Source organism: Pseudomonas schmalbachii, assembly GCF_017589465.1.
Classification (GTDB): domain Bacteria; phylum Pseudomonadota; class Gammaproteobacteria; order Pseudomonadales; family Pseudomonadaceae; genus Pseudomonas; species Pseudomonas schmalbachii.
Map to the genome: position 1 here is coordinate 329324 of NZ_JAELYA010000006.1, position 22978 is coordinate 352301.

Consider the following 22978-nt stretch of genomic DNA (forward strand, 5'->3'; position numbering starts at 1 on the left):
CGTAACGAGGAAGCGGGCCGCCGGAAGGCGGCCCTGCCCTCAGCCTTCGCCGCGCTCGCGGGCGATGGCGCGATAGCCGATGTCCTTGCGGTAGAAGCAGCCGTTCCAGCGGATCTTTTCCGCCAGGCGGTAGGCCTGCTGCTGGGCGTCGGACACGCTCTTGCCGATGGCGGTGGCGCACAGCACGCGGCCGCCGCTGGTGACGATCTTGCCGTCCTTCAGCGCGGTGCCGGCATGGAACACCTTGCCGTCCAGCGCGGCGGCATCGTCCAGGCCTTCGATCACGTCACCCTTGGCGTAGTCGCCCGGGTAGCCGCCGGCAGCCAGCACCACGCCCACGGTCGGACGCGGGTCCCAGGTCGCCTCGACCTTGTCCAGCGCCTTGGCCAGCGCGGCCTCGACCAGCAGGACCAGGGAGCTTTCCAGACGCACCATGATCGGCTGGGTTTCCGGATCGCCGAAGCGGCAGTTGAACTCGATGACCTTCGGCGCGCCGCTCTTGTCGATCATCAGGCCGGCGTACAGGAAGCCGGTGTAGACGTTGCCTTCCTCGGCCATGCCGCGCACGGTCGGGTAGATCACTTCGTCCATCACGCGCTTGTGCACGTCCGCGGTGACCACCGGGGCCGGCGAGTAGGCGCCCATACCGCCGGTGTTCGGGCCGGTATCGGCGTCGCCGACGCGCTTGTGGTCCTGGCTGGTGGCCATCGGCAGCACGTTGGCGCCATCGACCATGACGATGAAGCTGGCTTCCTCGCCGTCGAGGAATTCCTCGATCACCACGCGCGAACCGGCCTCGCCGAAGGCATTGCCGGCGAGCATGTCGCGCACGGCGTCTTCGGCTTCTTCGAGGGTCATGGCGACGATCACGCCCTTGCCCGCCGCCAGGCCGTCGGCCTTGATCACGATCGGAGCGCCCTTCTCACGCAGGTAGGCCAGCGCCGGCTCGACCTCGGTGAAGTTCTGGTAGTCGGCGGTGGGAATCTTGTGGCGCGCCAGGAAGTCCTTGGTGAACGCCTTGGAGCCTTCCAACTGGGCGGCGCCGGCGGTCGGGCCGAAGATGTCCAGGCCACGGGAGCGGAACAGATCGACCACGCCCTTCACCAGCGGTGCTTCCGGGCCGACGATGGTCAGCTGCACGTTCTTCGCGGCGAAGTCGGCCAGTTGCTCCAGCGCCAGCACGTCGATGGCGACGTTCTCGCACTTGGCTTCGGTGGCGGTGCCGGCATTGCCCGGGGCGACGAAGACCTTCTCGACGCGCGGGTCCTGGGCGACTTTCCAGGCCAGGGCGTGTTCACGACCGCCGCTGCCGATGATGAGTACGTTCATTGGAACTCTCCTGAACAGTTCCGGCCCGGCCGGATCGTTGGGTATCGCTTCGCTCCACCCAACCTACGAATTCTTTACAACCAAATCTCGAGGGGCGCGATGAAGCTGGTAGATGCAAGGCGCCCGAGCGTTCACCAAGCGGAGTTGCCTACTGGCAATGAGCATTGGGGAACGTTCGGGCAACGCAGCAGATGCCTGCTTCAGTGCGTCCTTACCACCTTAGTGGCGGAAGTGGCGCATGCCGGTGAAAACCATCGCAATGCCGGCTTCGTCGGCAGCGGCGATCACCTCGTTGTCACGCATCGAGCCACCCGGCTGGATCACCGCGGTGATGCCGGCCTTGGCCGCGTTGTCGATGCCGTCGCGGAACGGGAAGAAGGCGTCAGAGGCCATCACCGCACCCTTCACTTCCAGACCGGCATGCTCGGCCTTGATGGCGGCGATGCGGGCGGAGTTCACGCGGCTCATCTGGCCGGCGCCGACACCGACGGTCTGACGGTTCTTCGCGTAGACGATGGCGTTGGATTTGACGAACTTGGCCACTTTCCAGGCGAAGATCAGGTCGTGAATTTCCTGCTCGCTCGGCGCGCGCTGGGTAACGATCTTCAGATCGGCCTCGGTGATCATGCCGATGTCGCGGCTCTGCACCAGCAGACCGCCGTTGACGCGCTTGAAGTCCCAGCCAGCGGCACGCTCGGCCGGCCATTCGCCGCATTCGAGCAGGCGCACGTTGGCCTTCGCGGCAACCACTTCGCGGGCGGCGGCGGAGACTTTCGGGGCGATGATCACTTCGACGAACTGGCGGTCGACGATGGCCTTGGCGGTTTCGCCATCCAGCTCGCGGTTGAAGGCGATGATGCCGCCGAACGCCGACTCGGTGTCGGTGGCGTAGGCCAGGTCATAGGCCTTGCGGATGCCGCCTTCGTTTTCCGGAACCACGGCGACGCCGCACGGGTTGGCGTGCTTGACGATCACGCAGGCCGGCTTGACGTAGCTCTTCACGCACTCCAGCGCGGCATCGGTGTCGGCCACGTTGTTGAACGACAGCTCCTTGCCCTGCAGCTGCACGGCGGTGGAGACGCTGGCCTCGCCCTTCTTTGCCTCGACGTAGAACGCCGCGCTCTGGTGCGGGTTCTCGCCGTAGCGCATTTCCTGCGCCTTGATGAACTGGCTGTTGAAGGTGCGCGGGAAGGCACCGCGGTCGGCGGTGGACAGGGTGTCGCGGGACTGGTCGATGGTGCCCAGGTAGTTGGCGATCATGCCGTCGTAGGCGGAGGTGTGCTCAAACGCCTTCAGCGCCAGGTCGAAGCGCTGGACATAGGTCAGGCCGCCGGCCTTCAGGCTCTCGACGACGCCGGCGTAGTCGCCGGCGTTGACCACGATGGCGACGTCCTTGTGGTTCTTCGCTGCGGAACGGACCATGGTCGGGCCGCCGATGTCGATGTTCTCGATGGCGGTCGGCAGGTCGCAGTCGGCCTTGGCGACAGTCGCTTCGAACGGGTACAGGTTGACCGCCACCAGGTCGATCGGCTTGATGCCGTGCTCTTCCATCACCGCGCCGTCGATGTCGCGACGACCGAGGATGCCGCCGTGCACTTTCGGGTGCAGGGTCTTCACGCGGCCGTCCATCATTTCCGGGAAGCCGGTGTAGTCGGCCACTTCCACGGCGGCGATGCCGTTGTCCTTGAGCAGCTTGTAGGTGCCGCCGGTGGAAAGGATTTCCACGCCGAGGGCAGCCAGCTCACGGGCGAAGTCGACGACGCCGGTCTTGTCGGAAACGCTGATCAGCGCGCGGCGAACGGGAAGGCGGGTGGTTTGATCGGTCATCTGTAAACCATCTGTAGGCTAAGGAAGGTGACGAAAATGCAGTTGGAAGCCGGAAGCAGGGACGAATCCCGCTTGCAGCTTCCAGCTTCCAGCTTGTAGCTTGCCGCTCCTGCTCCCTAGAGCAGGTCGTACTGCTTGAGCTTCTTGCGCAGTGTTCCACGGTTCAGGCCCAGCAGTTCCGAGGCCTTGGTCTGGTTACCCTTCACGTAGTTCATGACGGTTTCCAGCAGCGGTGCCTCCACTTCGCAGAGCACCATGTTGTATACGTCCGTGACCGGCTGCCCTTCGAGATGGGCGAAATAGTTGTGCAGTGCCTTCTCGACGCTGTCGCGAAGGGTCTGGCCCTCCTGCGTCGGCGTGGTCAGGTGCTGTTTCAGGTTGGCGTTGTCGCTCACGGGTGTAGTTCCACTCACTAAAGTCTCGGTCATCGTTGTCATGCAGCCACCCCTTTCCCATTGTTGTGGCGCTCGGCGAAGAACTGCCTGACGCTGGCGCACTGTGCATCCGTGTCCTGCAAACGATTGAATTGGGCGCGAAACTCCCCTGCGCCCGGCAAGGTCGCCAGGTACCAGCCCGTATGTTTGCGGGCGATCCTCACGCCTTGTTCCTCCCCATAAAACCCATGCAATGCGGCGAGGTGTTCGAGCAGGATGCTCTCCACCTCATGCAGCGAAGGTGCCGGCAACTTCCTGCCGGTGTTCAGATAGTGCTCGATCTCGCGGAAGATCCACGGCCTGCCCTGAGCGGCCCGGCCGATCAGCAGGGCATCCGCCCCGGTCTGTTCGAGCACGTGCCTGGCCTTCTCCGGCGAATCGATATCGCCATTGGCGAACACCGGGATCGAAACCGCCTGCTTGATCGCCGCGATGGTTTCGTACTCGGCGTTGCCGGTGTACAGGTCGGCGCGCGTCCGGCCATGCACGGCCAGCGCCTGGATGCCGGACTGTTCGGCAATACGCGCCACGGTCACCCCGTTCCTGTTGTCCCGGTCCCAGCCGGTACGGATCTTCAGGGTCACCGGTACGTCCACGGCGGCCACCACGGCTTCGAGGATGTCGGCAACCAGCCGTTCATCCCTGAGCAACGCGGAACCCGCCGCCTTGTTGCACACCTTCTTTGCCGGGCAGCCCATGTTGATGTCGATGATCTGCGCGCCCAGCTCCACATTGCGCTGGGCGGCTTCCGCGAGCATCTGCGGGTCGCCGCCGGCGATCTGCACCGAACGTGGCTGATCCTCGCCGTCGTGCACCAGGCGCAACCGCGACTTGCGGCTGTTCCACAAGCGCACGTCGCTGGTGACCATTTCCGAGACCACCATGCCGGCGCCGAGGCGGCGGCAGAGCTGCCGGAAGGGACGATCGGTCACGCCCGCCATGGGCGCCAGGATCAGTCTGTTGGGCAATGTGTAAGAGCCGATGCTTACCACCGACATGGCATCCCTGTTATGGGGCGGAATCACGGCATCCTGCGCCAGGAGCCTATGACTCGCGGCCACCGAGCCAGCAAAAAAGGGAGGGCATGATACCTGCTCTCGGTGACCGGATAAAGGCGATTTTGGATAAATTCTGAACAGCGGACGCCTTATTGCCGGACGTGCAAAGACGAGCGGAGGTGGCGGATCGGCACCGTCTGGACTACCCGCGCGGCCTATTCCGGCGAATGGAAGCTGAGGCTGTAGTTCACCGCTTTCGGACCCGGATCGAGGATATCCAGGGAGATGTGGATGGGCGTCTGCGGCGGCATTTCGGCCTTCCCGGCCAACTCCCCGCTGAGGTACTCGCTGGGCTTGAAGCGGCGACTGGCGAGCAGCTGGCCGTTGAGGTCGGCGAAGCGCAGTTCCAGCAGCGGGAACGGCTGCGAGAAGTTGGCACGGTTGTAGATGATCGCATCGACGATCAGCGCGCCGGTGAAGTCCGGATGACTGCGCACCACCAGGTTGCTGCTGCGGATCTGCTCGACGTCCACCTTGGACGGCAGGGTGCAGCCGAGGCTCGGGCAGACCTGGGCGAACCAGGGGCGGTACTGGTCCTGGCGGGCCAGTTCCTCGAAGTGATAGGCGATGTACTGGAAAGCCAGCCCGCCGAGGGCGACGAGGACCAGCAACAGTCCGAGGATGCGCCGGCCCCAGTGTTTCTTCGGCTTTTCCCAGTCGAGATGCAGCGGCTCGTCGCTCAGGTCGCGCAGGCTCTCATCGCGCAGCGCGGGCCCCGTCCGCGGGGCGACCAGGACCTCCGGATGCTCGTCCGGCTCGTCCTCCGCCGCCGGCTCGTCCAGCTCGTCCACGTCATCGCGGCGGGCACTGAAGCGGGGCAGGTCGTCCTCATCCTCTTCCGCCGGACCGACGGCGGCGGCTTCCGGCTCATGGGCCGGATCGGCGACTATCGAGGACTTCGATTCGACTTCGGGCTCGGATTCATCGGGCTCCGCTTCCTCCCCGACGCTGTCGAGGCTGCCGAGGCTCGGCTCCTGGCGCGAGCTGTCCGGGGCATCCTGCTCTTCCTCCAGCAGCTCCTCGGCCCAGCGCTCATCGTACGGCGCGCGCTTGTCGTCGCCCTGTTTGAGCAGTGCATCGGCGGGCTTGGGCGCACCTTCGATGCTGAGGAACTCCTGGGACAGCTCGAATTCGTCGAGCCGGGCCAGTTCCTCGTCGAAGTTCAGGCCTTCGAGATCGAGATCGTCGTGAATCCACAGCGTCTCGTCGCCGCCCTTCTTCGCGGGCGCAGCGGGCTGCTCCGTCGCCGGAGCGGACTGCGGCGTGTCGACGGCATGGCGCGCGGAATGGGGAGCGAGTGGCGAGCCGAGCATGGCGGCGCTGCCGGAAGGCCCGGTCGGCAGCGCCGCGGCCGGCGGCTCGACCGCTTCGGCAGCGACGGCCGGCTCCGCTGCAGGCGCAGGCTCGCTCTTGTTGCCCGACGCATCCAGCATATGTTGCGGCGCGTTGAACACCTTGAGGCACGCGCCGCAGCGAACAGCACCATTGGCCGCCCCCAGTTGCGTCTGGCTGACGCGGAAACTGGTGCTGCAATGCGGGCACTGGGTGATGAAGCTGTCGCTCATGCGGCGTTCCGACGAAAAATCAGGCGCTTAGTTTAACCCAAGGGCAACTCGGGAAGGAATTTGCCCACAATCAGCGACGGCGACCACTGATGCGAATCCAGCCGTCCTTCTCGGCGGTCGGATCGAGCTCGAAGCTGTCGGCGTAGGCGGCCCGCACTTCCTCGGCCTGCTCGGCGAGGATGCCGGACAACGCCAGGCGGCCGCCCTGCTTCACCAGCGCGGCCAGTTGCGGTGCCAATGAGACCAGCGGACCGGCCAGAATGTTCGCCACTACCACGTCCGCCGGCTCGCGCGGCAGGTCTTCCGGCAGGTAGACCGGGAAGCGCGCCGGCTCGATGCCATTGCGCGAGGCGTTGTCGCGCGAGGCTTCCAGCGCCTGCGGGTCGATATCGGTGCCGACCGCCTGCCTGGCGCCGAGCAGCAGCGCGGCGATGGCGAGGATGCCGGAGCCGCAGCCGAAATCCAGCACGTTGCAGCCGGCCAGCTCCTGGCCGTCCAGCCATTCCAGGCACAGCGCGGTGGTCGGATGGGTGCCAGTGCCGAAGGCCAGGCCCGGATCGAGCAGCAGGTTGACCGCTTCCGGCTCCGGCGCGGCGTGCCAGCTCGGCACGATCCACAGGCGGCGGCCGAAGCGCATCGGCTGGAAGTTGTCCATCCAGCTGCGCTCCCAGTCCTGGTCCTCGATGCGCTCGATCTGGTGCTCCGGCAGCTCGCCGCCGGTCAGCAGTTGCAGATGGGAGACCAGCGCGGCCTCGTCGGTATCCGCCTCGAACAGCGCCAGCAGGTGGGTGTGCGACCACAGCGGGGTGGTGCCGAGGTCCGGCTCGAAGATCGGCTGGTCCTCGGCGTCCATGAAGGTCACCGAGACGGCGCCGACTTCCAGCAGGGCGTCTTCGTACTTTTCCGCCTGTTCGGGGGTGATGGCGAGTCGGACTTGTACCCAGGGCATGCGATTACTCCCGAAAATCAGGCGATAGAAAATGCGAAGGAGCGGACAAGCCGCTCCTTCAGGGTGCACATGATAGCTCTTGCGAGGATATCAGTGCTTATCCATACCCAGTTTCTTCTCCAGGTAATGGATGTTCACACCGCCCTTGCAGAACTCTTTATCGCGGACCAGATCCTTGTGCAGATCGGTATTGGTCTTGATGCCGTCGACGATCAGCTCGTCGAGCGCATTGCGCATGCGCGCCAGCGCTTCGTCGCGATCCTTGCCGTAGGCGATGACCTTGCCGATCAGCGAATCGTAGTTCGGCGGAACCGCATAGCCGCTGTACAGGTGCGAATCGACGCGTACGCCGTTGCCGCCCGGAGCGTGGAAGTGCTTGACCGTGCCGGGACTCGGCATGAAGGTCCGCGGGTCTTCGGCGTTGATCCGGCATTCCAGCGCGTGACCACGGATCACCACGTCTTCCTGCCTGATCGACAGCTTCTGGCCCGAGGCGATGCGCAGCATTTCCTTGACGATGTCGATACCGGTGACCATCTCCGACACCGGATGCTCCACCTGAACGCGGGTGTTCATCTCGATGAAGTAGAAGCGGCCGTTCTCGTAGAGGAACTCGAAGGTGCCGGCGCCACGGTAGCCGATCTCGATGCACGCCCGGACGCAGCGTTCCAGCACTTCCTGGCGGGCCTTCTCATCGATACCCGGGGCAGGCGCTTCTTCCAGCACCTTCTGGTGACGGCGCTGCAGCGAGCAGTCGCGGTCGCCGAGGTGGATGGCGTTGCCCTGGCCGTCGGAGAGAACCTGGACTTCCACGTGACGCGGGTTGGTCAGGAACTTCTCCAGGTAGACCATGGAGTTGCCGAACGCGGCACCGGCTTCGGTACGGGTCAGCTTGGCCGACTTGATCAGGTCCTCTTCGTCGTGGACCACGCGCATGCCGCGACCACCGCCGCCACCGGCGGCCTTGATGATCACCGGGTAACCCACCTCGCGAGCGATCGCCAGGGCGGTTTCCTCGTCTTCCGGCAGCGGACCGTCGGAACCCGGCACGGTCGGTACGCCGGCCTTCTTCATGGCGTCCTTGGCGGAAACCTTGTCGCCCATCAGGCGGATCACGTCAGCGGTCGGACCGATGAACGTGAAGCCCGAACGCTCGACCTGCTCGGCGAAGTCGGCGTTTTCGGCGAGGAAGCCGTAGCCCGGGTGAATGCCGTTGGCACCGGTGACTTCAGCCGCGGCGATGATCGCCGGGATGTGCAGGTACGACTGGCCGGCCGGGGCCGGGCCAATGCACACCGCTTCGTCGGCCAGCGACAGATGCATCAGCTCGCGGTCGGCGGTGGAGTGCACCGCCACCGTCTTGATCCCTAGCTCCTTGCACGCGCGCAGTATGCGCAGCGCGATTTCGCCACGGTTGGCGATCAGCACTTTTTCCAGCATCGGGAACTCCCTGTGCCTTAAACGATGGTGAACATCGGCTGGTCGAATTCAACCGGCTGACCGTTTTCCACGAGGATCGCACCGATGGTGCCGCTGGTTTCGGCTTCGATGTGGTTCATCATCTTCATCGCTTCGACGATGCAGAGGATGTCGCCTTTCTTCACGGACTGGCCGACTTCGACGAAGGACGGCGAGCTCGGCGACGGCGAACGGTAGAAGGTGCCGACCATCGGCGAACGCACGACGTTGCCGTTCAGTACCGGAGCCGCGGGAGCAGCGGCTTCGGCGGCCGGGGCAGCAGCGGCGACCGGAGCGGCGGCCGGAGCCGGAGCATAGGCCGGAGCAGCGGCATAGATCGGCTGGGCAGCGGTCTTGCTGTGGCGGCTGATGCGTACCGACTCTTCGCCTTCGCGGATTTCCAGCTCGTCGATACCGGATTCTTCGAGCAGTTCGATCAGTTTCTTGACTTTACGGATGTCCATTAGCTTCGCACTCCCAGGAGGTCACGGGCGTTCAAGTTGTTCAAAGGCGGATTCAAGGGCCAGGCGGTAGCCTGTGGCGCCGAGACCGCAGATCACCCCTACCGCCACGTCGGAGAAGTAGGAGTGATGCCGGAATGGTTCTCTCTTGTGCACGTTGGACAGGTGCACTTCGATGAATGGGATGCTCACTGCGAGCAATGCGTCACGTAGCGCGACACTTGTATGTGTGAAAGCGGCCGGATTGATGATGATGAAGTCCACGCCTTCGCCGCGCGCGGCATGAATGCGGTCGATCAATTCGTACTCGGCGTTGCTTTGCAGGTACTGCAGGTGATGGCCGGCCTCGCGGGCGCGGCGCTCCAGGTCCTGGTTGATCTGGTCGAGGGTGACCGCGCCGTAGACGCCGGGCTCGCGGGTTCCCAGCAGATTCAGGTTCGGACCATGCAAAACCAGTAGGGTCGCCATCTGGATTCTCGTCTCTGTGTTCTGGCTGGTGGAAAACTGGCCCGGGACTATGCCGGAAACCCGGACTGACTGTCCAGTCACACGTAGTTAGCCGTAGATGCCGACATATTGCCTGACAATTGCGACAAAAACCTTTCTGCCGACCGCCGATCGGATCAGCGGCGCGAACCGGCCTCGGACAGGCGTGCGGCCAGGGTCGCGGCGTCGGTTTCACCGATGATGCGCAGATCGCTCCATTCGTCGCCTCGCGCCGAGAAGAACAACAGCGCCGGCGGGCCGAACAGCTTGTAGCGATCGAGCAGGCTCCGCTGCTCCTCGGTGCTGGCGGTCATGTCGAAGCGCAACAGACGGTATCCCGCCAGTTGCGACTGCACCTCGGGCGCCGGCAGCACCTGACGCTCGATGATCTTGCAACTTATGCACCAGTCGGCGTACCAGTCGAGCAGCACCGGCTTGCCGGCAGCCTTGGCCTCGGACAACGCGCCATTGAGCTGGTTCGGCGTGGTGACATTCATCCACTCGCCCGGAGCCGAGGCCGCGGGACCTGTAGTGATCGACGGGCCGGAATGGCCCAGCGGACGCAGCGGGTCGGACTCGCCGCGCAAGGCGCCAGCCCAGGCCGCCACGGCGTACACCAGCAGCATCAGGCCGATCAGCTGCGAGCCGCGCTGCAGCGGTTTCTTCGGTCCGAGCTCAAGGGTGCCGAGGGCGATGGCGATGCCGCCGGCGAGCGTGCCCCACAGGGTCAGCGCCAGCGGACCGGGAACGACCCGCTCCAGCAGCCAGACCGCCACGGCGAGCAGCAGCACGCCGAAGAAGTTGCGCACGCCGGTCATCCATGCACCACCTTTGGGCAGCAGTGCACCACCGCCGGCGCCGAAGATCACCAGCGGCGTGCCCATGCCAATGCCGAGCGCGAACAGCTTCAGGCCGCCGCCCAGGGCATCGCCGGTGCTGCTGATATAAAGCAGCAGGCCGGCCAGCGGCGCCGACACGCAGGGCGACACCAGCAGGCTGGAAAGCACGCCGAGGGTCGCCGCGCCGGCGATGGAGCCGCCACGGGCGCCGGACGCCATGTGGTCGAGGCGGTCGCGAACGAAGGCAGGCAGGCGCAGTTCGAAGACGCCGAACATGGCCACGGCGAACAGCGCGAAGAACGCCGCGAACGGCACCAGCACCCAGGGCGACTGCAGCATCGCCTGCAGGTTGAGCTGGGCGCCGAACATGCCCATCAGCGCGCCGAGCACGGCGTAGCAGGCGGCCATCGGCAGCACGTAGGCCAGCGACAGGGTCAGCCCGCGCATGCCGCCCGGACGGCCGCGCAGGACTACCCCGGAGAGGATCGGCAGCATCGGCAGCACGCAGGGCGTGAAGGTCAGGCCGAGGCCGGCAAGGAAGAAGAACAGGATGCCCTTGTCCAGCCCGCCGCCGCTCGAACCATTCCGGCCGGCAGCCGGCGCCAGGGCCTTCGCCGGGCCGCTGAGCACCGTCGCCTGCATCCCGTCGGCGACACTCACCCGCGCGGTTTCCGGCGCATAGCAGAGGCCCTTGTCGGCGCAGCCCTGGTAGGTGACCAGCAGGGTGAACGGGCGCTTCTGCGGGTTGTTCAGCGGCACCTCGATATCGGTGATCGCGTAGTACACCTCGGTGTCGCCGAAGTATTCGTCATGGTGCTTCTTGCCCGGCGGCAGTTGCACCTCGCCCACGCCGATGTCGGCCGGATCGACCTGGAACTTCAGGCGGTGGCGGTAGAGGTAATAGCCGTCGGCATTGATGAAGCGCAGGCGCACCGTCTGGCTGCTGCTGTCCTCGACGCTGAGGCGGAAGGCTTCGGCGACCGGAAGGAAATCGCCCTTGGCGGAACTGACCGCGCCGATCCCGCCTGCCGGGGTGGTCGGTTTGTCGAAAAGGCCAGCGCTGGCGGGCAAGACGACCAACAGCAGGATCAGGGTCAGCAGGCGGCGCATGAAGAACTCGCGGACAGTGGAATGGCCGCATGATAGCGGAAAGCGCCGGAAGCGGGCGCCTCCGGCGCGGCGGCTTGTGTGACAAAACCTGAGCGCGGCGATCAGCCCCGCGCCGCCCCAGATGCGACATCAGGTCGCAGAGAATGGCGTACCGATGGGCGGAGCCTGTGGACAATCTCGTCGCCCCACTCCCGGAACATGGCCCGCCCGATCATGAAAAAAGCCCGGCATCCGGGGCAGATGCCGAGCTGCAAGGGAACCCGATCCGGAGCGGAGATCGGGCAGTCACATCCTCACTTCAACGCAAGCCATCACCACGCAGGGCGGCAGGCGTGAACTCGCCGGCCTTGGCGGTAAAGCCGAAGGTCATGTTCTGCCGTTCCTCGTTGCGCAGGCCGCCTGCCACGTAGCGGCCGGCGATCAGGTCGTAGAGGGTTTCCACAGCGTAGAACTGCGCCTGCTGGTCGTAGCGGTACAGCGAGTGGCCTTCGGCGATCCGCCACAGTTGGCCGCGGCCGTCGTAGTGATCGACCTCGGCCAGTTGCCAGCTGTCCTCGTCGAAATACATGTGGCGCTTGGCATAGATATGGCGCGCACCCGGCTTGACGGTCGCCTCGACTTCCCAGACGCGGTGCAGCTCGTAGCGGGTCAGGTCCTGGTTGATGTGGCCGGGCTTGACGATGTCCGAGTACTTCAGATTGGGCGACTCCAGCTTGTAGCTGTTGTAGGGGATGTACATCTCCTTCTTGCCGATCAGCTTCCACTCGTAGCGGTCCGGGGCGCCGTTGAACAGGTCGTAGTTGTCGGCGGTACGCAGTCCGTCGGAAGCGGAGCCCGGACCGTCGTAGGCAACCTGCGGGGCACGCCGCACGCGGCGCGAGCCGGCGTTGTAGACCCAGGCCAGGCGCGGCTCGGCGACCTGGTCGATGGTCTCGTGGACCAGCGTGACCTGGCCGGCGAGGCGCGCCGGAGCGGTCACCCGCTGCTTGGCGTAGTACATGATGTTGCGCATCTTGTCGGCGTCGTAGTCGGCCAGCAGGTGCGGGTAGACCTGGTCTTCCTCGAAGCGCACCGGGGTGAAGGAGCCATCGGTCTGCGGGGTCATCTGCACCACGATGCGGCGGAAGTTGTCGCCCTGGTAGCGGGTCAGGTGGTTCCACATCACCTCGACGCCGTTCTTCGGCAGCGGGAAGGCGTACAGGCGGCCGCATTCGGCGAAGTTCTTCAGGCCCGCGCCGCCGTTGATCTCTTCCACCGACTGCGCGCACTGTTTGGCGCCGGCGGCGATCCTGTCCGGCACCGTGACGCTGCGATGAGTCGCATAGACCGGCATCTTGTAGGTGTCCGGGTAGCGCTTGAGCATCGCCTCCTGGCCGATGCTCAGCTTGTCCTTGTACTGCGCCATGTTGGCGGCGGTGATGACGAACAGCGGCTTCTCGCCGGCGAACGGATCGGCGAGGAAGCCCTTGGCGTCCACCGCGCCGGCGTTCTTCGGCAGGCCGCCGGTCCAGGCCGGGATGCTGCCGTCGGCGTTGCCCGCCTTTTCCGCGCCGAGCGGAGTGAGCGTGGTACCGAGCTTCGCCGCTTCATCGGCGCTGACGCCGGCCATGGCGATCTGGGCGGCGAGCAGGCTGGCGGCCAATACCGCCGATTTCTTGATCAGTGTGCGCATGTCGAAATCCCCACCTTAGAAGTTCACGCCGAAGCTGAGCGAAATGTTGTCGCGGTCGATGTTGGTGTTGTAATCGCCGTCGAAGTAGTTGGTGTACGCCAGGCTCGCCGTGTAGGTGCTGCGGTAGTTGGCGTCGATGCCGAGGCCGACTGCCTTGGAGCCTTCGTTGAACACCGGGCCGTAGCCATCCACGTCGTGGGAGAACGCCACGTTCGGCTTGACGTTCCAGCCGGCGATCAGGTTGTCGTAGGACAGTTCGGCGTAGGTGCGGTAGCCCCAGGAGGTGCTGGTGAAGAAGCCGTGGCGGCTGTTCGGACCGAAATCGCCGTATACGGTGTCGCGGCCGTAGTAGACCTCGCTGAGGCGTTCCAGGCCGCCGATATGGGTCACGCCGACCTCGCCGAGCAGGGTCAGCGAGTTGGCGCCGAGCATCGGGTCGAACAGGTGGATAAAGGTGGTCTGCGCCTGGGTGACTTCCTTGCGGCGGTAGCCCTTGTTGTCCGCGCCTTCCACCGAGTCGATGGCGGTCGTCGCCGGGGAGCCGGTGAGGTCGAGGAACACCGGGTTGAGCATGGCCGCGGCGGTGACGTTGCTGTTGAAGCCGACCGGCGCGTTCGGCCGGTAGCTGATTTCGCCGCTCCAGGCGGTGCCGGTGGGCAGCGTGGTGGCGAAGGCCAGGCCGTAGAGGCGGATGTCTTCCGGGTATTCCAGGAAATAACTGCCCGTGCCGAGGGCCGTCATCATCGCCGCAGGGGCGAACGCGGACGGGTCCGGCAGCGCGTTGGCGAAGGCCGGGCTGTTGATGTAGTTCACCACGCCGCTGGCGGTGTGCGTGCCCAGCTGCGGCGAACGGCTGTGGTAGTTGACGAAGTAGGCCGAGTATTCGGTGTCCTCGTTCAGCCAGCGCAGCGCCAGGCCGAACTGCCCGCCGTCGCGTGCATCGCGGTTCTTGGTGCGCGGCACGATCAGCCCTTCGCCGCTGCTGGTGGTGCGATAGTCGAGGCCGGCCGCCTGGGCAGCCGCCAGCAGGGTCGGGTCGTCCTCCAGGCCGCCGAACACGCTGTTGAAGTTGTCGTTGCAACCCTTCGGCGCCGCATCGTTGCCGAAGAAGGTGCCGCAGTTGTCGAGGGCGTGGTGGTCCCACTCGATCTGGTAGAAGCCCTCGACGTTCAGCGAGTCGGTGATGCCCTGGGAGGCGTAGATCAGGTTGACCGGCAGCAGCGCTTCCTTCAGCTCCGCGCCCGGACGGCGCACGGCGGAGATGTCGATCGGGTTGACCACGTTGATCGAGTTGCCGATGAAGGTGCTCTCGCCCCAGCTCACCACCTGCTTGCCGAGGCGCACGTTGCCGCGCTGGCCGAACAGCTCGTAGTTCTGGTTGATGAAGGCGTCGAGGAACTCCGCGCCGGAGGACTTGGCCAGGCGGTCGCGGCCGCTGTCGTCGATATCCTTGAACGGCCGGTGTTCGTCCTTCAGCTCGAAGTCGTACCAGTACTTGCCGCGCACGAAGGCGCTGGTGTCGCCGTAACGCAGTTCGAGGTCGTGCAGGCCCTTGAAGATCTTCGAGAACGTCTCGCCCTTCTTGAAGTTGAGGCGACCGTCATCGTTACTGGAGGACTGGCCGTTACCGCCGTTGCTCGCGTCGATCAGGTCCTGGCTTGCCGACTGGGTCTGCCAGCTGGCGCCCACGGACAGCGACGAGTCGAACTGCCCCTGGATCTCCCCGATACTGAAATCCACCGCGCCTGCGGGTGCGCTGGCCGCTGCGGTCAGCGCCATGGCCAGGAGACTTCGATGGAACCTGCCCTCAGACATCACTGTATTCATTGCTACGCTCCAAAGGTGGCGGGTTCCGACGCAGGCGGACCGCCTTTCTTGTCTGTGTTTTCCCAACGAGCGAGGTGCTTTCCGGCCATACCGGCGCTGCCGCGAATGACCGTGCAGCGCCGTGACCGATTCCACCCCGCCTGGACAGCGTGATCGGAACTTCGCAGGCAGTTCGCTGCCGTTGCGGCAAGCGCTCCCCTCGAATCCGGCGAACTTCCGTGCCTCTAAGATCGCAAGTGGCAACCCCCTGCGACTCGCCAGCGAGCGCCATAGTTTTTGTCATCAGCCGCCAGCCCTACCCGACAAGGGTGGGAGGCCGAAAGAGCGGAAAATCACCCGCATGGCACATGAATTGCCCATGAATTCAATGCCATGGAGGTGCAGACGAAACGATGGGTGGGCCCTGCCCCAAACTTGACCGCGCCAGCGCGATTCGGTGACCATCGTTGCACCTGATGGAGGCAGTCCGAAGGCCGTCAACGACGGACCTCGGGCAAGAACAAATACAAAAGCTGTGCAGGTGTCCCGTTATGTCCGTTCCGACGTTCACCTTCTTCACCGAGACGTTCTTCAAGCATCATCGCGAGATCTTCCAGCCGCATCTGGCTGCTATCGGCCTGGGCGAGGAAGCGCTGGACGATCCCGACCTGGAAATCCCCAACGCCAACTTCGTCGAATTGCTCGAAGTGATCAGCCGTGCCGGCGATCCGTCGATAGGCCTGCGCGTTGCCCTGGCCGAGTCGGAAGTCGGCCTGTTCGGTTCGTTCGGCGTATTCGGCGCGGCGGTGCGCTGCGCTGGCGACGTCCGGGCGATGCTGGAGTGCCTGAGCAACTATTTCGTGGTGTGCTGCCAGGGGGTGGAGATCAGTTGGCAGATCGAGGGGCAGCAGGTGTCGCTGCACTACCAGACCATCGATCCGACCGTGATCCAGCGCCGCCAGGACTCGGAGCTCGCCATCGCGCGCTTCCACTGCCTGATACGTCAATTGACCGGCAAAACGGTCACCCCCCATTCAGTCGAGTTCGAACACCCGCGCCCGGACGACATCAGCCTGCACAAGGAGCTGTTCGGTTGCCCGCTGTCGTTCGACTGCGCCACCAACCGCATCGTCTGGCCGGTGGAGATTCTCGACCTGCCGCTGGTCAGCGCCGACCCACGGCTGTTCCGTACCCTGCTGACGGCCCTGGAGGAACAGCGCAAGAAGCGCCTGGCGAGCAGCGACCTGCCGTCACGCATCGCCCAGGCCATCGTCGCCAACCTGCCCAGCGGACGGATCGGCCAGGACCAGATCGCCCAGAGCCTGTGCATGAGCACGCGCACCCTGCAGCGGCGCCTGCAGATGCTGCAGATGGACTTCAACGAACTGGTCGAGGAAATCCGCCGCCACCAGGCGCTCGACTACGTGGCCAACAGCGACCGCAACATCACCGAGATCGCCGCGCTGCTCGGCTACAACGAAACCAGCTCGTTCAGCCGCGCGTTCCGGCGCTGGACCGAGACATCGCCCAAGCAGTACCGGCAGCAGACGCAGCGGCGGCTGGTCGGCTGAGTCTGCAACGCGCCTGCGTTTCCCATCACTCGTAGGGCGGGTGCAACCCGCCACCCGCGTCATGCCAATTTGGCGGGTTTCACCCGCCCTACGCAGCCCTATCGGTGGGTGTACCTGTAGGAGCCAGCTTGCTGGCGATCATTCGAGCCAACTGGCTACTTTGTGCTTGCCGGTGGTTCTGGGATCGCCAGCAAGCTGGCTCCTACAAAAAGCCCCTCGGCCACAGGACGGTTGCTCCTGCATGACCGTAGGGCGGGTGCAACCCGCCATCTGCGCCGTGCCAATTTGGCGGGTTTCACCCGCCCTACGCAATTGGATTTCCGCACTCGCGGGACAATCCGTAGGGTGGAAAACCGCGAAGCGTTTTCCACCATCGCCAGCCCCTCCGATCGCTCAGCGAATGAACACCTGCAACCCCGACAACCCCATGTCGCCGCCCGGCAGATGCACCTGGCCGGTGCGTTTCAGGCTGTCGGCGTCGTACACCGCGATGTCGTTGTAGCCGCCGGCGATGTATACCTTGCTGCCGGCCTTGTTCAGGCTGAGGGTGTAGTAGGTGTGGTCGATGTCCACCGCGTTGAGCAGCTTCTTCTCCCTGGCGTCGAACTTGGCCAGGCGGTTGAACACGCCGTACATCAGGTCCGGGTTCTTCGGCGAGCGCATGGTCGAGGAATACACCTCCGTCAGCGGGCCGAAGTCCTCGGTGCTGGTCTTGCCGGTGGCCAGGTCGACGGTGAAGGAACCGTAGAGGAATTTCGCCTCGGCCAGGTTGCGCTTCTCGTCCTTGAACTTCGCCGTGTTGTAGTGAATCTCCAGCTTGTGCAGGTAGTTCTGGTACACGCCGCCTGCGGTCACCAGTGCCGGCGGGCTGTACAGCGGGCGCTGCCAGTTGCGCGAGGGGATGGCGACGTCGTACTTGCCGCTCTTCACGTCCATCCGGTAGATATCCGGGCCGACCATGTACAGGCTGCCGTCGTCGGCCGCAATCATCCCGGAGATCTGCCGCGGCACCGGGAAGGTGCGGACCGGCTTGGCGTCCATGCCGCCGTCGGTGGCGTAGACCTGCAGGCGCGAGTCTTCCACCTTGTAGCGATCGTTCAGCAGCAGCGTCGGGTTCACCGCGCTGTAGACCTCCTTGCCATCCTGGCTCACCGCGACGGAATAGATTGCCCGCGCGCGCTCGCCCGGCTGCAGCGCCAGCTTGGCATGGAAGGTGGTCTTGCAGGTGTCCAGCTCGATGCCGTAGAGGGCGCCGAAGTGGTCGGTCAGGATGTAGGCGATCTTGCGGTCGGGCGAGATCTGGAACGAGCCCGGGCCGAACGCGCCGGGCAGCTTGCACTGCTTGTACAGCGTATCGGTGCCCATATCGACGACGTTCAGATTGCCCGGATAGTTCACGGCGACCAGATACTCGTGGCCGGCCTTGAGCGCCACAGCGGAATCGTTCGCCGCCTGCACGGAGGCGGCCAGTGCCAGGCCGGCGAAGGCGGTTGCCAGGGTGCCGATGGTTTGCAGCTTCATTGCATTTCCCCTTGGTTGCGGTTCGCCGGTCAGTGGTCTTTCGGGAAGACGGTGCTGAGGTTGCGCCAGTTCGAGGCGGAATCGGCGGCATCCTTGTTCCAGTCCGGGTAGGTATTCATCATGTCCGGCACCTGCGCCGGCCACCAGCAGGGGTCGGAGCAGCCGTAGAGGTCGGATTCCATCGGCTGGCAGAGCGAGGCGACGCCGCCGAAGGCGTCGATCTCCCACCCCGGGTCGGTGCTGGTGGTGCAGCCGGCGACGCTGCTCATCGCCACCACTTCCTCGATGCGGTCTTCGGCGGCGGCCTGTTCCAGAATCTGGGCCTTGTTGTTGATTGCCTTGAGATGTTTCATGTCAGTGCGCCTTCCGCGGAGTGATATGGCGGTCGATGAATCCGGGGTTGTGGGTCATGATCCGGCTGTAGACCTCGATGCCGAAGTCGACCCAGTCCCGCATCAGTTCGCAGTAGTGGTAAACGGGATGCGCCGGATCGCCGAAGCGGGCGTAGCTCTCGTGGTAGCAGCCGCCGGAGCAGAGGTTGCGGATGCGGCAGGTGTTGCAGCCGGTGTTGCTGCGATCCAGCCGCTGGGAGAGGAAGTCGTTCAGCTCGACCTGCTTCACCCCGCTGTGCACGTTGCCGAAGGTCGGCAGCGAGGAGCCGGTGAAGCGGTGGCAGAGATTCAGCTCGCCCTTGTGATCGACCGCCAGCATCTTCAGCCCGGCGCCGCACGGCAGCGCCTTCTTGTGCCCTTCGTGGATGTCGGTGATCAGCTGGTGCAGGTTGGAGAAGCCGATATTGCGGCCCTGCAGCGCCTCGTCGAGATAGCGCCGCCCCAGTGCCTTCATGTTGGCGAAGACCTGCTCCAGCTCGTCGTGGGTGAGGTTGAAGCTGCTGATATCGCCTGAAGTGACCGGCGCGAAACCGACTTCGGCAAAACCCAGTTCGTTGAACAGGTGATCCCAGATCGTCTCCACATCGGTCACGCCGGTGGTCAACGTCACCCGCGCACCCACCGGGCGGCTGTTGTAGCGCGACAGCAGCATGTCGGCCTTGCGCCGCACCACATCGTAGGTGCCCTGCCCGCCCACGGTGATGCGGTTGCGGTCGTGCACGGTCTTCGGCCCGTCGATGCTGACCGACAAACCGAAACGGTGCTTGTTGAGGTAGTCGACGATCTCTTCGGTGAGCAGCGTGGCGTTGGTGGTCATGACGAAGTCCACCTGCTTGCCCAGCTCGCCGAAACGCCGCTCGCAGTAGTCGACCATATGCTCGATCAGCGGGCGGTTGGACAGCGGCTCGCCGCCGAAGAACACCACGGTGTAGCGCTGTTCGTCCGGCGACTCCTTGATGAGCATTTCCACCGAAGCCTCGGCGGTTTCCGCGCCCATCTTCTTGCCGGCCGACGGCTTGTCCAGGTCTTCCTTGTAGCAGTAGGTGCAGCTCAGGTTGCAGCCGGTGTTGACGTTCAGCACCACGGTATTCAGTGCGGTGCGCTCGACCCTTTTCGTGCCGATTTCCGGGGTCAGCGGCGAGCCGTCGCTGACCACTTCCAGCGCGATCAACTCGCGCAGGGTTTCGTCGATTTCGGTGTTGGCGAAGCGTCCGTTCAGACGCTGCGCCAGTTCTTCCGGCGAGCAGGCCTGCCCGCGCAGGGCATCGATGATCCCGCCGGTGAGTTCGTCGCTGGCGAACAGCGACGAACTGGGGATGTGGAACAACAGGCGGTCGGCGTCGACCTGCACTTCATGCAGGTTGCGTTCGACCAGATTGAGGATGGCGCCCATGGCAATCTCCCGGAACTCTTGTAATCAGCCCGCCGCACACAGCGGGCACTCAGGTTCTGTCCGATCCCCGGCTTACGGGATCGGCGGGTTGTTCCAGCGCTGCACGGTGACGATCATCTGGCCCTCGCCCTTCAGCGACTTGCCGCCCTCCTCCACCGCCGCGACCACCTTGAGGTTGCCGGCGTTGTTGCCAGTCTTCTTGCGCTGCGGGTTGGGGCCGGCGTCGCCCGGCACGAACACGCCGCTGGCGGCGTCCATCAGGCCGGCGAATTTCACGTCCTGGTCCTCGTGGGCCTGCTTGTCGAACGGCTCCACCGACCACTTCGCCGGGAACACGCCGATTCGGTACGGCTGGCCGTCGGCGCCCTTGCCCCAGGCTTCGGCGTCGAAGCGGCCCTGCACCTTCGGCGTCGAACCGCCGTTGCCACCGACCCGCGCCACGGAGAACTCCGGCACCACCTTCACTTCGGCGATGTCCTTGTACAGCGCGAGACTGGCGCCCTTCGCCGCGCCGACGCTGACCTCATGCACACCGGCCACGGCATCGGCGGCGGCCTTGACCTTGACGCGGACCTTCTGCGGCGACTGCTCCAGCACCTGCAGCACTTCCACGCCCGCGCCGAGATCCGGCTTGCCGGAAAGATCGCTGCCGACCAGGGTCAGCTCGGCCTCGCTGCCGGCCTTCAGGTAGCCCGGCTGCACGGCGAGCAACTTGCTCTGGCCCTCTTTGGCGGCGGTGATATCGAGGCCACGCTCGTCGTGCTCGGTCTCGAACATGCGGCCCTTCATTTCGCCATTGAGCGCGCTGAACACCTGGCGCATGGCGACATCGCCAACCTTGAGGTTGGCGCGCCATTCGTAGCCGCTGAACAGCACCGCGCTGCCCTCGCCATCGAACGGCGTGCCGTCCGCATACTGGCCCTTGACCTGCACGGCGAACTGGTCGCCCGCGTCGGGCTTGACCGTCATCACCCCGCGTACGTCGCCGCGACTCGGCATGTGTCCGCTGAAGCTCCACTGCCCGGCCAGGCTGGCAGCCTGCGGACGCTGCTTCTGCCAGTCGCCCCAGGCCGGGTTGTCCAGCGCGTACTGCTCGGCCAGGGCCGGCACGATCTTGCTGCGGGTGATACCCAGCCAGTCGCGGTCGCGGGACTTGGTCTGGTATTCGAGGGTCGCGAACTGGCCGACGTGGAAATCGACCAGGTGATTCCACTCCTCCGCCGGACGCCGCTGCAGCGCCACCCGCGCGCCGGAGTGGCAGCGGCCGCACATCTGGGCGACCAGCGGATCGAATTTTTCCACCGTGTTCAGACGGCGCTCCATGGCGTAGCGCATACCATCGGTCTCGCTCGGCGCCAGACCCTGGGTGTCGGCCAGGTATTTCACCAGCTCGCGGCGGTCGTCATCGGCGATCTTCAGGCCATGCATGATCTGCATGCGGGCGATGGTCATCACCCAGCCCTCCGGCGTCTTGCGCTGCTGGCTGATGCGGCTCAGGCCATTTTCGCCTTCCGGGGTATGGCAGCCCTGGCAGTTCTGCTTGAGCAGGGCGGCGCCATCGGTAGCCGCCTGGGCCGCCGGGGGTTGCATCACCGCGGCGATGGCCACCGCCAGTGCGCTGGCGCCGAGGTAGTAGCGGAATCGGTTGCTGTTCACGGACAAAGCTCCAGACGTTGTTCTTGTTGGGTGCCCACCGCCAGCCGGCGCTGCGGGCCTGGTCCGGATGCTACGGAAGCCGCCGCCAGGCAACTTGTCATCGCGTGACCAGTCGGCTTGTCATTTCCCGCCATCCGACGACCGCTCCGGGCCGCCGGGCGCTGGCGGCGAGTGGCAAGCCTGCTGGCGGGTACGGACAAGCCATTGACGCAACGTGCGGGGCAACATCGGCCAGACTCGAAGCGATCACAGGAACGCGGCTACGAGGGATTCGTAGGGCGGGTGCAACCCGCCAATCCACTCGATAAATGGCGGGTTTCACCCGCCCTACGCCAAATCGACACCGCTCGAATCGAGGCCCTACGACAGCACCGAGATCACCGCGCTGGCCGGTGCGACGCTGGAGATGGAGATGGAGATGGAGATGGTCTGTCTGTATGCGGCGCGGCACAAGCTTGGGGAGCAGGCGTAGCAAGCCCGCCCCTTGGGAAGCACCGGTGTTGTGACGCCCTCACCCCTGCCCTCTCGCAGAGGGAGAGGGGGTATGACGGCATCGGGATGCATATCGTGCCAACCGGCAACTCCGGCCAGTCTCCTCTCCCCCTCCCGCCCAATATCCGCCTGCCATACTTGTCCCCATGGTCAGCGCCACATTCCGCTTCTACGAGGAACTCAACGACTTCCTGCCGGCCGCGCGGCGTCGGCAGGTGTTCACCTGCGCCTGCGCGCAGGCGGCCACGGTGAAGCACATGATCGAGGCGCTCGGGGTGCCGCATACGGAAGTCGAGCTGGTGCTGCTCAACGGCGAGTCGGTCGGCTTCGAGCGGATGATCCTCGATGGCGACCGCCTCGCCGTCTATCCGCGGCTGGAGGTGCCGAACATCAACCCGCTGCTCAAGGTGAACGCCCATCCGCTGCGGGTGCTGCGCTTCGTCGCCGACGCGCACCTCGGCGGGCTGGCCAGCCTGTTGCGCATGTGCGGTTTCGACACCCTGCACGACAACCATTTCGAGGACAGCCAGATCGCCGAGCTCGCCGCCCGCCAGGGCCGCATCGTGCTGACCCGCGACCGCGAGCTGCTCAAGCGGCGGATCATCAACCACGGCTGCTACCTGCACGCGATCAAGCCGTCGCTGCAGTTGCGCGAGCTGTTCGAACGCCTCGACCTAGCCCGCAGCGCGCGGCCGTTCAGCCGCTGCCTGCACTGCAACCTGCCGCTGCACGAGATTCCCGTGGAGCAGGCGCGCCCGCACGTGCCGCCACAGGTCGCCCGGCTCTACTCGCACTTCCTGTTCTGCGATGCCTGCCGCCGGGTGTATTGGGAGGGGTCGCACTGGCGCAGCATGCGGGCGCTGTTGGCGCCGTTGCTGGATTTGCATTGAGGGAAGAATGTTGGGCTTCGCTGCGCTCAGCGCCAGCGGCTCCCTCAACGACGTTTCGCGGGCATGGCC

Annotated in this window: 18 protein-coding genes; 2 read left to right on the forward strand and 16 right to left on the reverse strand. The window is 65.2% G+C overall.

Annotated elements, in window-relative coordinates; translation table 11 throughout:
- Positions 1 to 39: 39 nt before the first annotated feature.
- The 12 genes from purD to JFY56_RS17030 form a co-directional block, all read right to left on the reverse strand.
- Positions 40 to 1329: a phosphoribosylamine--glycine ligase gene (purD, locus tag JFY56_RS16975; protein ID WP_208315132.1), complete on the reverse strand. Its 1290-nt coding sequence runs from the start codon at positions 1327 to 1329 to the stop codon at positions 40 to 42.
- Between the two features lie 219 nt (positions 1330 to 1548).
- Complete coding sequence (gene purH, locus JFY56_RS16980; RefSeq protein ID WP_208315133.1) at positions 1549 to 3156, reverse strand: bifunctional phosphoribosylaminoimidazolecarboxamide formyltransferase/IMP cyclohydrolase; 1608 nt, start codon at positions 3154 to 3156, stop codon at positions 1549 to 1551.
- A gap of 116 nt (positions 3157 to 3272) precedes the next feature.
- Positions 3273 to 3593 carry a DNA-binding transcriptional regulator Fis gene (gene fis / locus JFY56_RS16985; protein WP_208315134.1) on the reverse strand — a complete coding sequence of 107 codons (321 nt, stop codon included), beginning with the start codon at positions 3591 to 3593 and terminating at the stop codon, positions 3273 to 3275.
- On the reverse strand, positions 3590 to 4588 hold the full coding sequence (gene dusB / locus JFY56_RS16990; protein ID WP_208315135.1) for a tRNA dihydrouridine synthase DusB: 999 nt from the start codon (positions 4586 to 4588) through the stop codon (positions 3590 to 3592). The genes fis and dusB overlap by 4 nt, the downstream gene beginning before the upstream one ends.
- A 215-nt stretch (positions 4589 to 4803) precedes the next feature.
- A complete protein-coding gene (locus tag JFY56_RS16995) occupies positions 4804 to 6213 on the reverse strand; it encodes a DUF3426 domain-containing protein (protein ID WP_208315136.1) in 1410 nt (469 codons plus the stop codon).
- A gap of 70 nt (positions 6214 to 6283) precedes the next feature.
- Positions 6284 to 7162, reverse strand: coding sequence for a 50S ribosomal protein L11 methyltransferase (prmA, locus tag JFY56_RS17000; RefSeq protein ID WP_208315137.1), 879 nt, complete (start codon positions 7160 to 7162; stop codon positions 6284 to 6286).
- A 90-nt stretch (positions 7163 to 7252) separates the two neighbouring features.
- Positions 7253 to 8602, reverse strand: a complete 1350-nt coding sequence (gene accC, locus JFY56_RS17005; protein WP_208315138.1) for an acetyl-CoA carboxylase biotin carboxylase subunit — start codon at positions 8600 to 8602, stop codon at positions 7253 to 7255.
- Between the two features lie 17 nt (positions 8603 to 8619).
- Entirely contained in the window at positions 8620 to 9084 is a 465-nt protein-coding gene (accB, locus tag JFY56_RS17010; RefSeq protein ID WP_208315139.1) for an acetyl-CoA carboxylase biotin carboxyl carrier protein, read from the reverse strand.
- 21 nt (positions 9085 to 9105) lie between these two features.
- On the reverse strand, positions 9106 to 9549 hold the full coding sequence (gene aroQ, locus JFY56_RS17015) for a type II 3-dehydroquinate dehydratase (protein ID WP_208315140.1): 444 nt from the start codon (positions 9547 to 9549) through the stop codon (positions 9106 to 9108).
- 155 nt (positions 9550 to 9704) lie between these two features.
- Positions 9705 to 11516 (reverse strand): protein-disulfide reductase DsbD, encoded by a 1812-nt coding sequence (locus JFY56_RS17020; protein WP_208315141.1) that lies wholly within the window; start codon positions 11514 to 11516, stop codon positions 9705 to 9707.
- Between the two features lie 298 nt (positions 11517 to 11814).
- On the reverse strand, positions 11815 to 13188 hold the full coding sequence (locus tag JFY56_RS17025; protein WP_208315142.1) for a DUF1329 domain-containing protein: 1374 nt from the start codon (positions 13186 to 13188) through the stop codon (positions 11815 to 11817).
- A gap of 15 nt (positions 13189 to 13203) precedes the next feature.
- Positions 13204 to 15015, reverse strand: coding sequence for a DUF1302 domain-containing protein (locus JFY56_RS17030; RefSeq protein ID WP_408004422.1), 1812 nt, complete (start codon positions 15013 to 15015; stop codon positions 13204 to 13206).
- Positions 15016 to 15545: 530 nt separating this feature from the next.
- Here JFY56_RS17030 and qhpR point away from each other — a divergent pair.
- Entirely contained in the window at positions 15546 to 16565 is a 1020-nt protein-coding gene (qhpR, locus tag JFY56_RS17035) for an AraC-like transcriptional regulator QhpR (RefSeq protein ID WP_208315144.1), read from the forward strand.
- Positions 16566 to 16958: 393 nt separating this feature from the next.
- On the opposite strand, the gene peaD is transcribed toward qhpR, so the two are convergent.
- From peaD to peaA, 4 genes are all read right to left on the reverse strand, one after another.
- A complete protein-coding gene (gene peaD / locus JFY56_RS17040; protein WP_208315145.1) occupies positions 16959 to 18086 on the reverse strand; it encodes a quinohemoprotein amine dehydrogenase subunit beta in 1128 nt (375 codons plus the stop codon).
- A 29-nt stretch (positions 18087 to 18115) separates the two neighbouring features.
- Positions 18116 to 18439, reverse strand: a complete 324-nt coding sequence (gene qhpC / locus JFY56_RS17045) for a quinohemoprotein amine dehydrogenase subunit gamma (RefSeq protein WP_208315146.1) — start codon at positions 18437 to 18439, stop codon at positions 18116 to 18118.
- A 1-nt stretch (position 18440) separates the two neighbouring features.
- Positions 18441 to 19871, reverse strand: coding sequence for a quinohemoprotein amine dehydrogenase maturation protein (gene peaB, locus JFY56_RS17050; RefSeq protein ID WP_208315147.1), 1431 nt, complete (start codon positions 19869 to 19871; stop codon positions 18441 to 18443).
- Positions 19872 to 19943: 72 nt separating this feature from the next.
- A complete protein-coding gene (peaA, locus tag JFY56_RS17055; protein WP_208315212.1) occupies positions 19944 to 21461 on the reverse strand; it encodes a quinohemoprotein amine dehydrogenase subunit alpha in 1518 nt (505 codons plus the stop codon).
- 704 nt (positions 21462 to 22165) lie between these two features.
- On the opposite strand from peaA, the gene JFY56_RS17060 reads away from it, so the two are divergent.
- Positions 22166 to 22909: a Mut7-C ubiquitin/RNAse domain-containing protein gene (locus tag JFY56_RS17060; RefSeq protein WP_208315148.1), complete on the forward strand. Its 744-nt coding sequence runs from the start codon at positions 22166 to 22168 to the stop codon at positions 22907 to 22909.
- The last annotated feature ends 69 nt before the right edge of the window (positions 22910 to 22978 follow it).

Excerpts from the sequence above, each read along its gene's own strand:
- peaA (WP_208315212.1), bottom strand. The coding sequence starts at position 21,461 with ATGCAACCCCCGGCGGCCCAGGCGGCTACCGATGGCGCCGCCCTGCTC.
- prmA (WP_208315137.1), bottom strand. The coding sequence starts at position 7,162 with ATGCCCTGGGTACAAGTCCGACTCGCCATCACCCCCGAACAGGCGGAA.
- purH (WP_208315133.1), bottom strand. The coding sequence starts at position 3,156 with ATGACCGATCAAACCACCCGCCTTCCCGTTCGCCGCGCGCTGATCAGC.
- dusB (WP_208315135.1), bottom strand. The coding sequence starts at position 4,588 with ATGTCGGTGGTAAGCATCGGCTCTTACACATTGCCCAACAGACTGATC.
- JFY56_RS17030 (WP_408004422.1), bottom strand. The coding sequence starts at position 15,015 with ATGAATACAGTGATGTCTGAGGGCAGGTTCCATCGAAGTCTCCTGGCC.
- JFY56_RS16995 (WP_208315136.1), bottom strand. The coding sequence starts at position 6,213 with ATGAGCGACAGCTTCATCACCCAGTGCCCGCATTGCAGCACCAGTTTC.
- JFY56_RS17060 (WP_208315148.1), top strand. The coding sequence starts at position 22,166 with ATGGTCAGCGCCACATTCCGCTTCTACGAGGAACTCAACGACTTCCTG.
- JFY56_RS17020 (WP_208315141.1), bottom strand. The coding sequence starts at position 11,516 with ATGCGCCGCCTGCTGACCCTGATCCTGCTGTTGGTCGTCTTGCCCGCC.
- aroQ (WP_208315140.1), bottom strand. The coding sequence starts at position 9,549 with ATGGCGACCCTACTGGTTTTGCATGGTCCGAACCTGAATCTGCTGGGA.
- qhpR (WP_208315144.1), top strand. The coding sequence starts at position 15,546 with ATGTCCGTTCCGACGTTCACCTTCTTCACCGAGACGTTCTTCAAGCAT.
- JFY56_RS17025 (WP_208315142.1), bottom strand. The coding sequence starts at position 13,188 with ATGCGCACACTGATCAAGAAATCGGCGGTATTGGCCGCCAGCCTGCTC.
- accC (WP_208315138.1), bottom strand. The coding sequence starts at position 8,602 with ATGCTGGAAAAAGTGCTGATCGCCAACCGTGGCGAAATCGCGCTGCGC.
- peaD (WP_208315145.1), bottom strand. The coding sequence starts at position 18,086 with ATGAAGCTGCAAACCATCGGCACCCTGGCAACCGCCTTCGCCGGCCTG.
- qhpC (WP_208315146.1), bottom strand. The coding sequence starts at position 18,439 with ATGAAACATCTCAAGGCAATCAACAACAAGGCCCAGATTCTGGAACAG.
- fis (WP_208315134.1), bottom strand. The coding sequence starts at position 3,593 with ATGACAACGATGACCGAGACTTTAGTGAGTGGAACTACACCCGTGAGC.
- accB (WP_208315139.1), bottom strand. The coding sequence starts at position 9,084 with ATGGACATCCGTAAAGTCAAGAAACTGATCGAACTGCTCGAAGAATCC.
- purD (WP_208315132.1), bottom strand. The coding sequence starts at position 1,329 with ATGAACGTACTCATCATCGGCAGCGGCGGTCGTGAACACGCCCTGGCC.
- peaB (WP_208315147.1), bottom strand. The coding sequence starts at position 19,871 with ATGGGCGCCATCCTCAATCTGGTCGAACGCAACCTGCATGAAGTGCAG.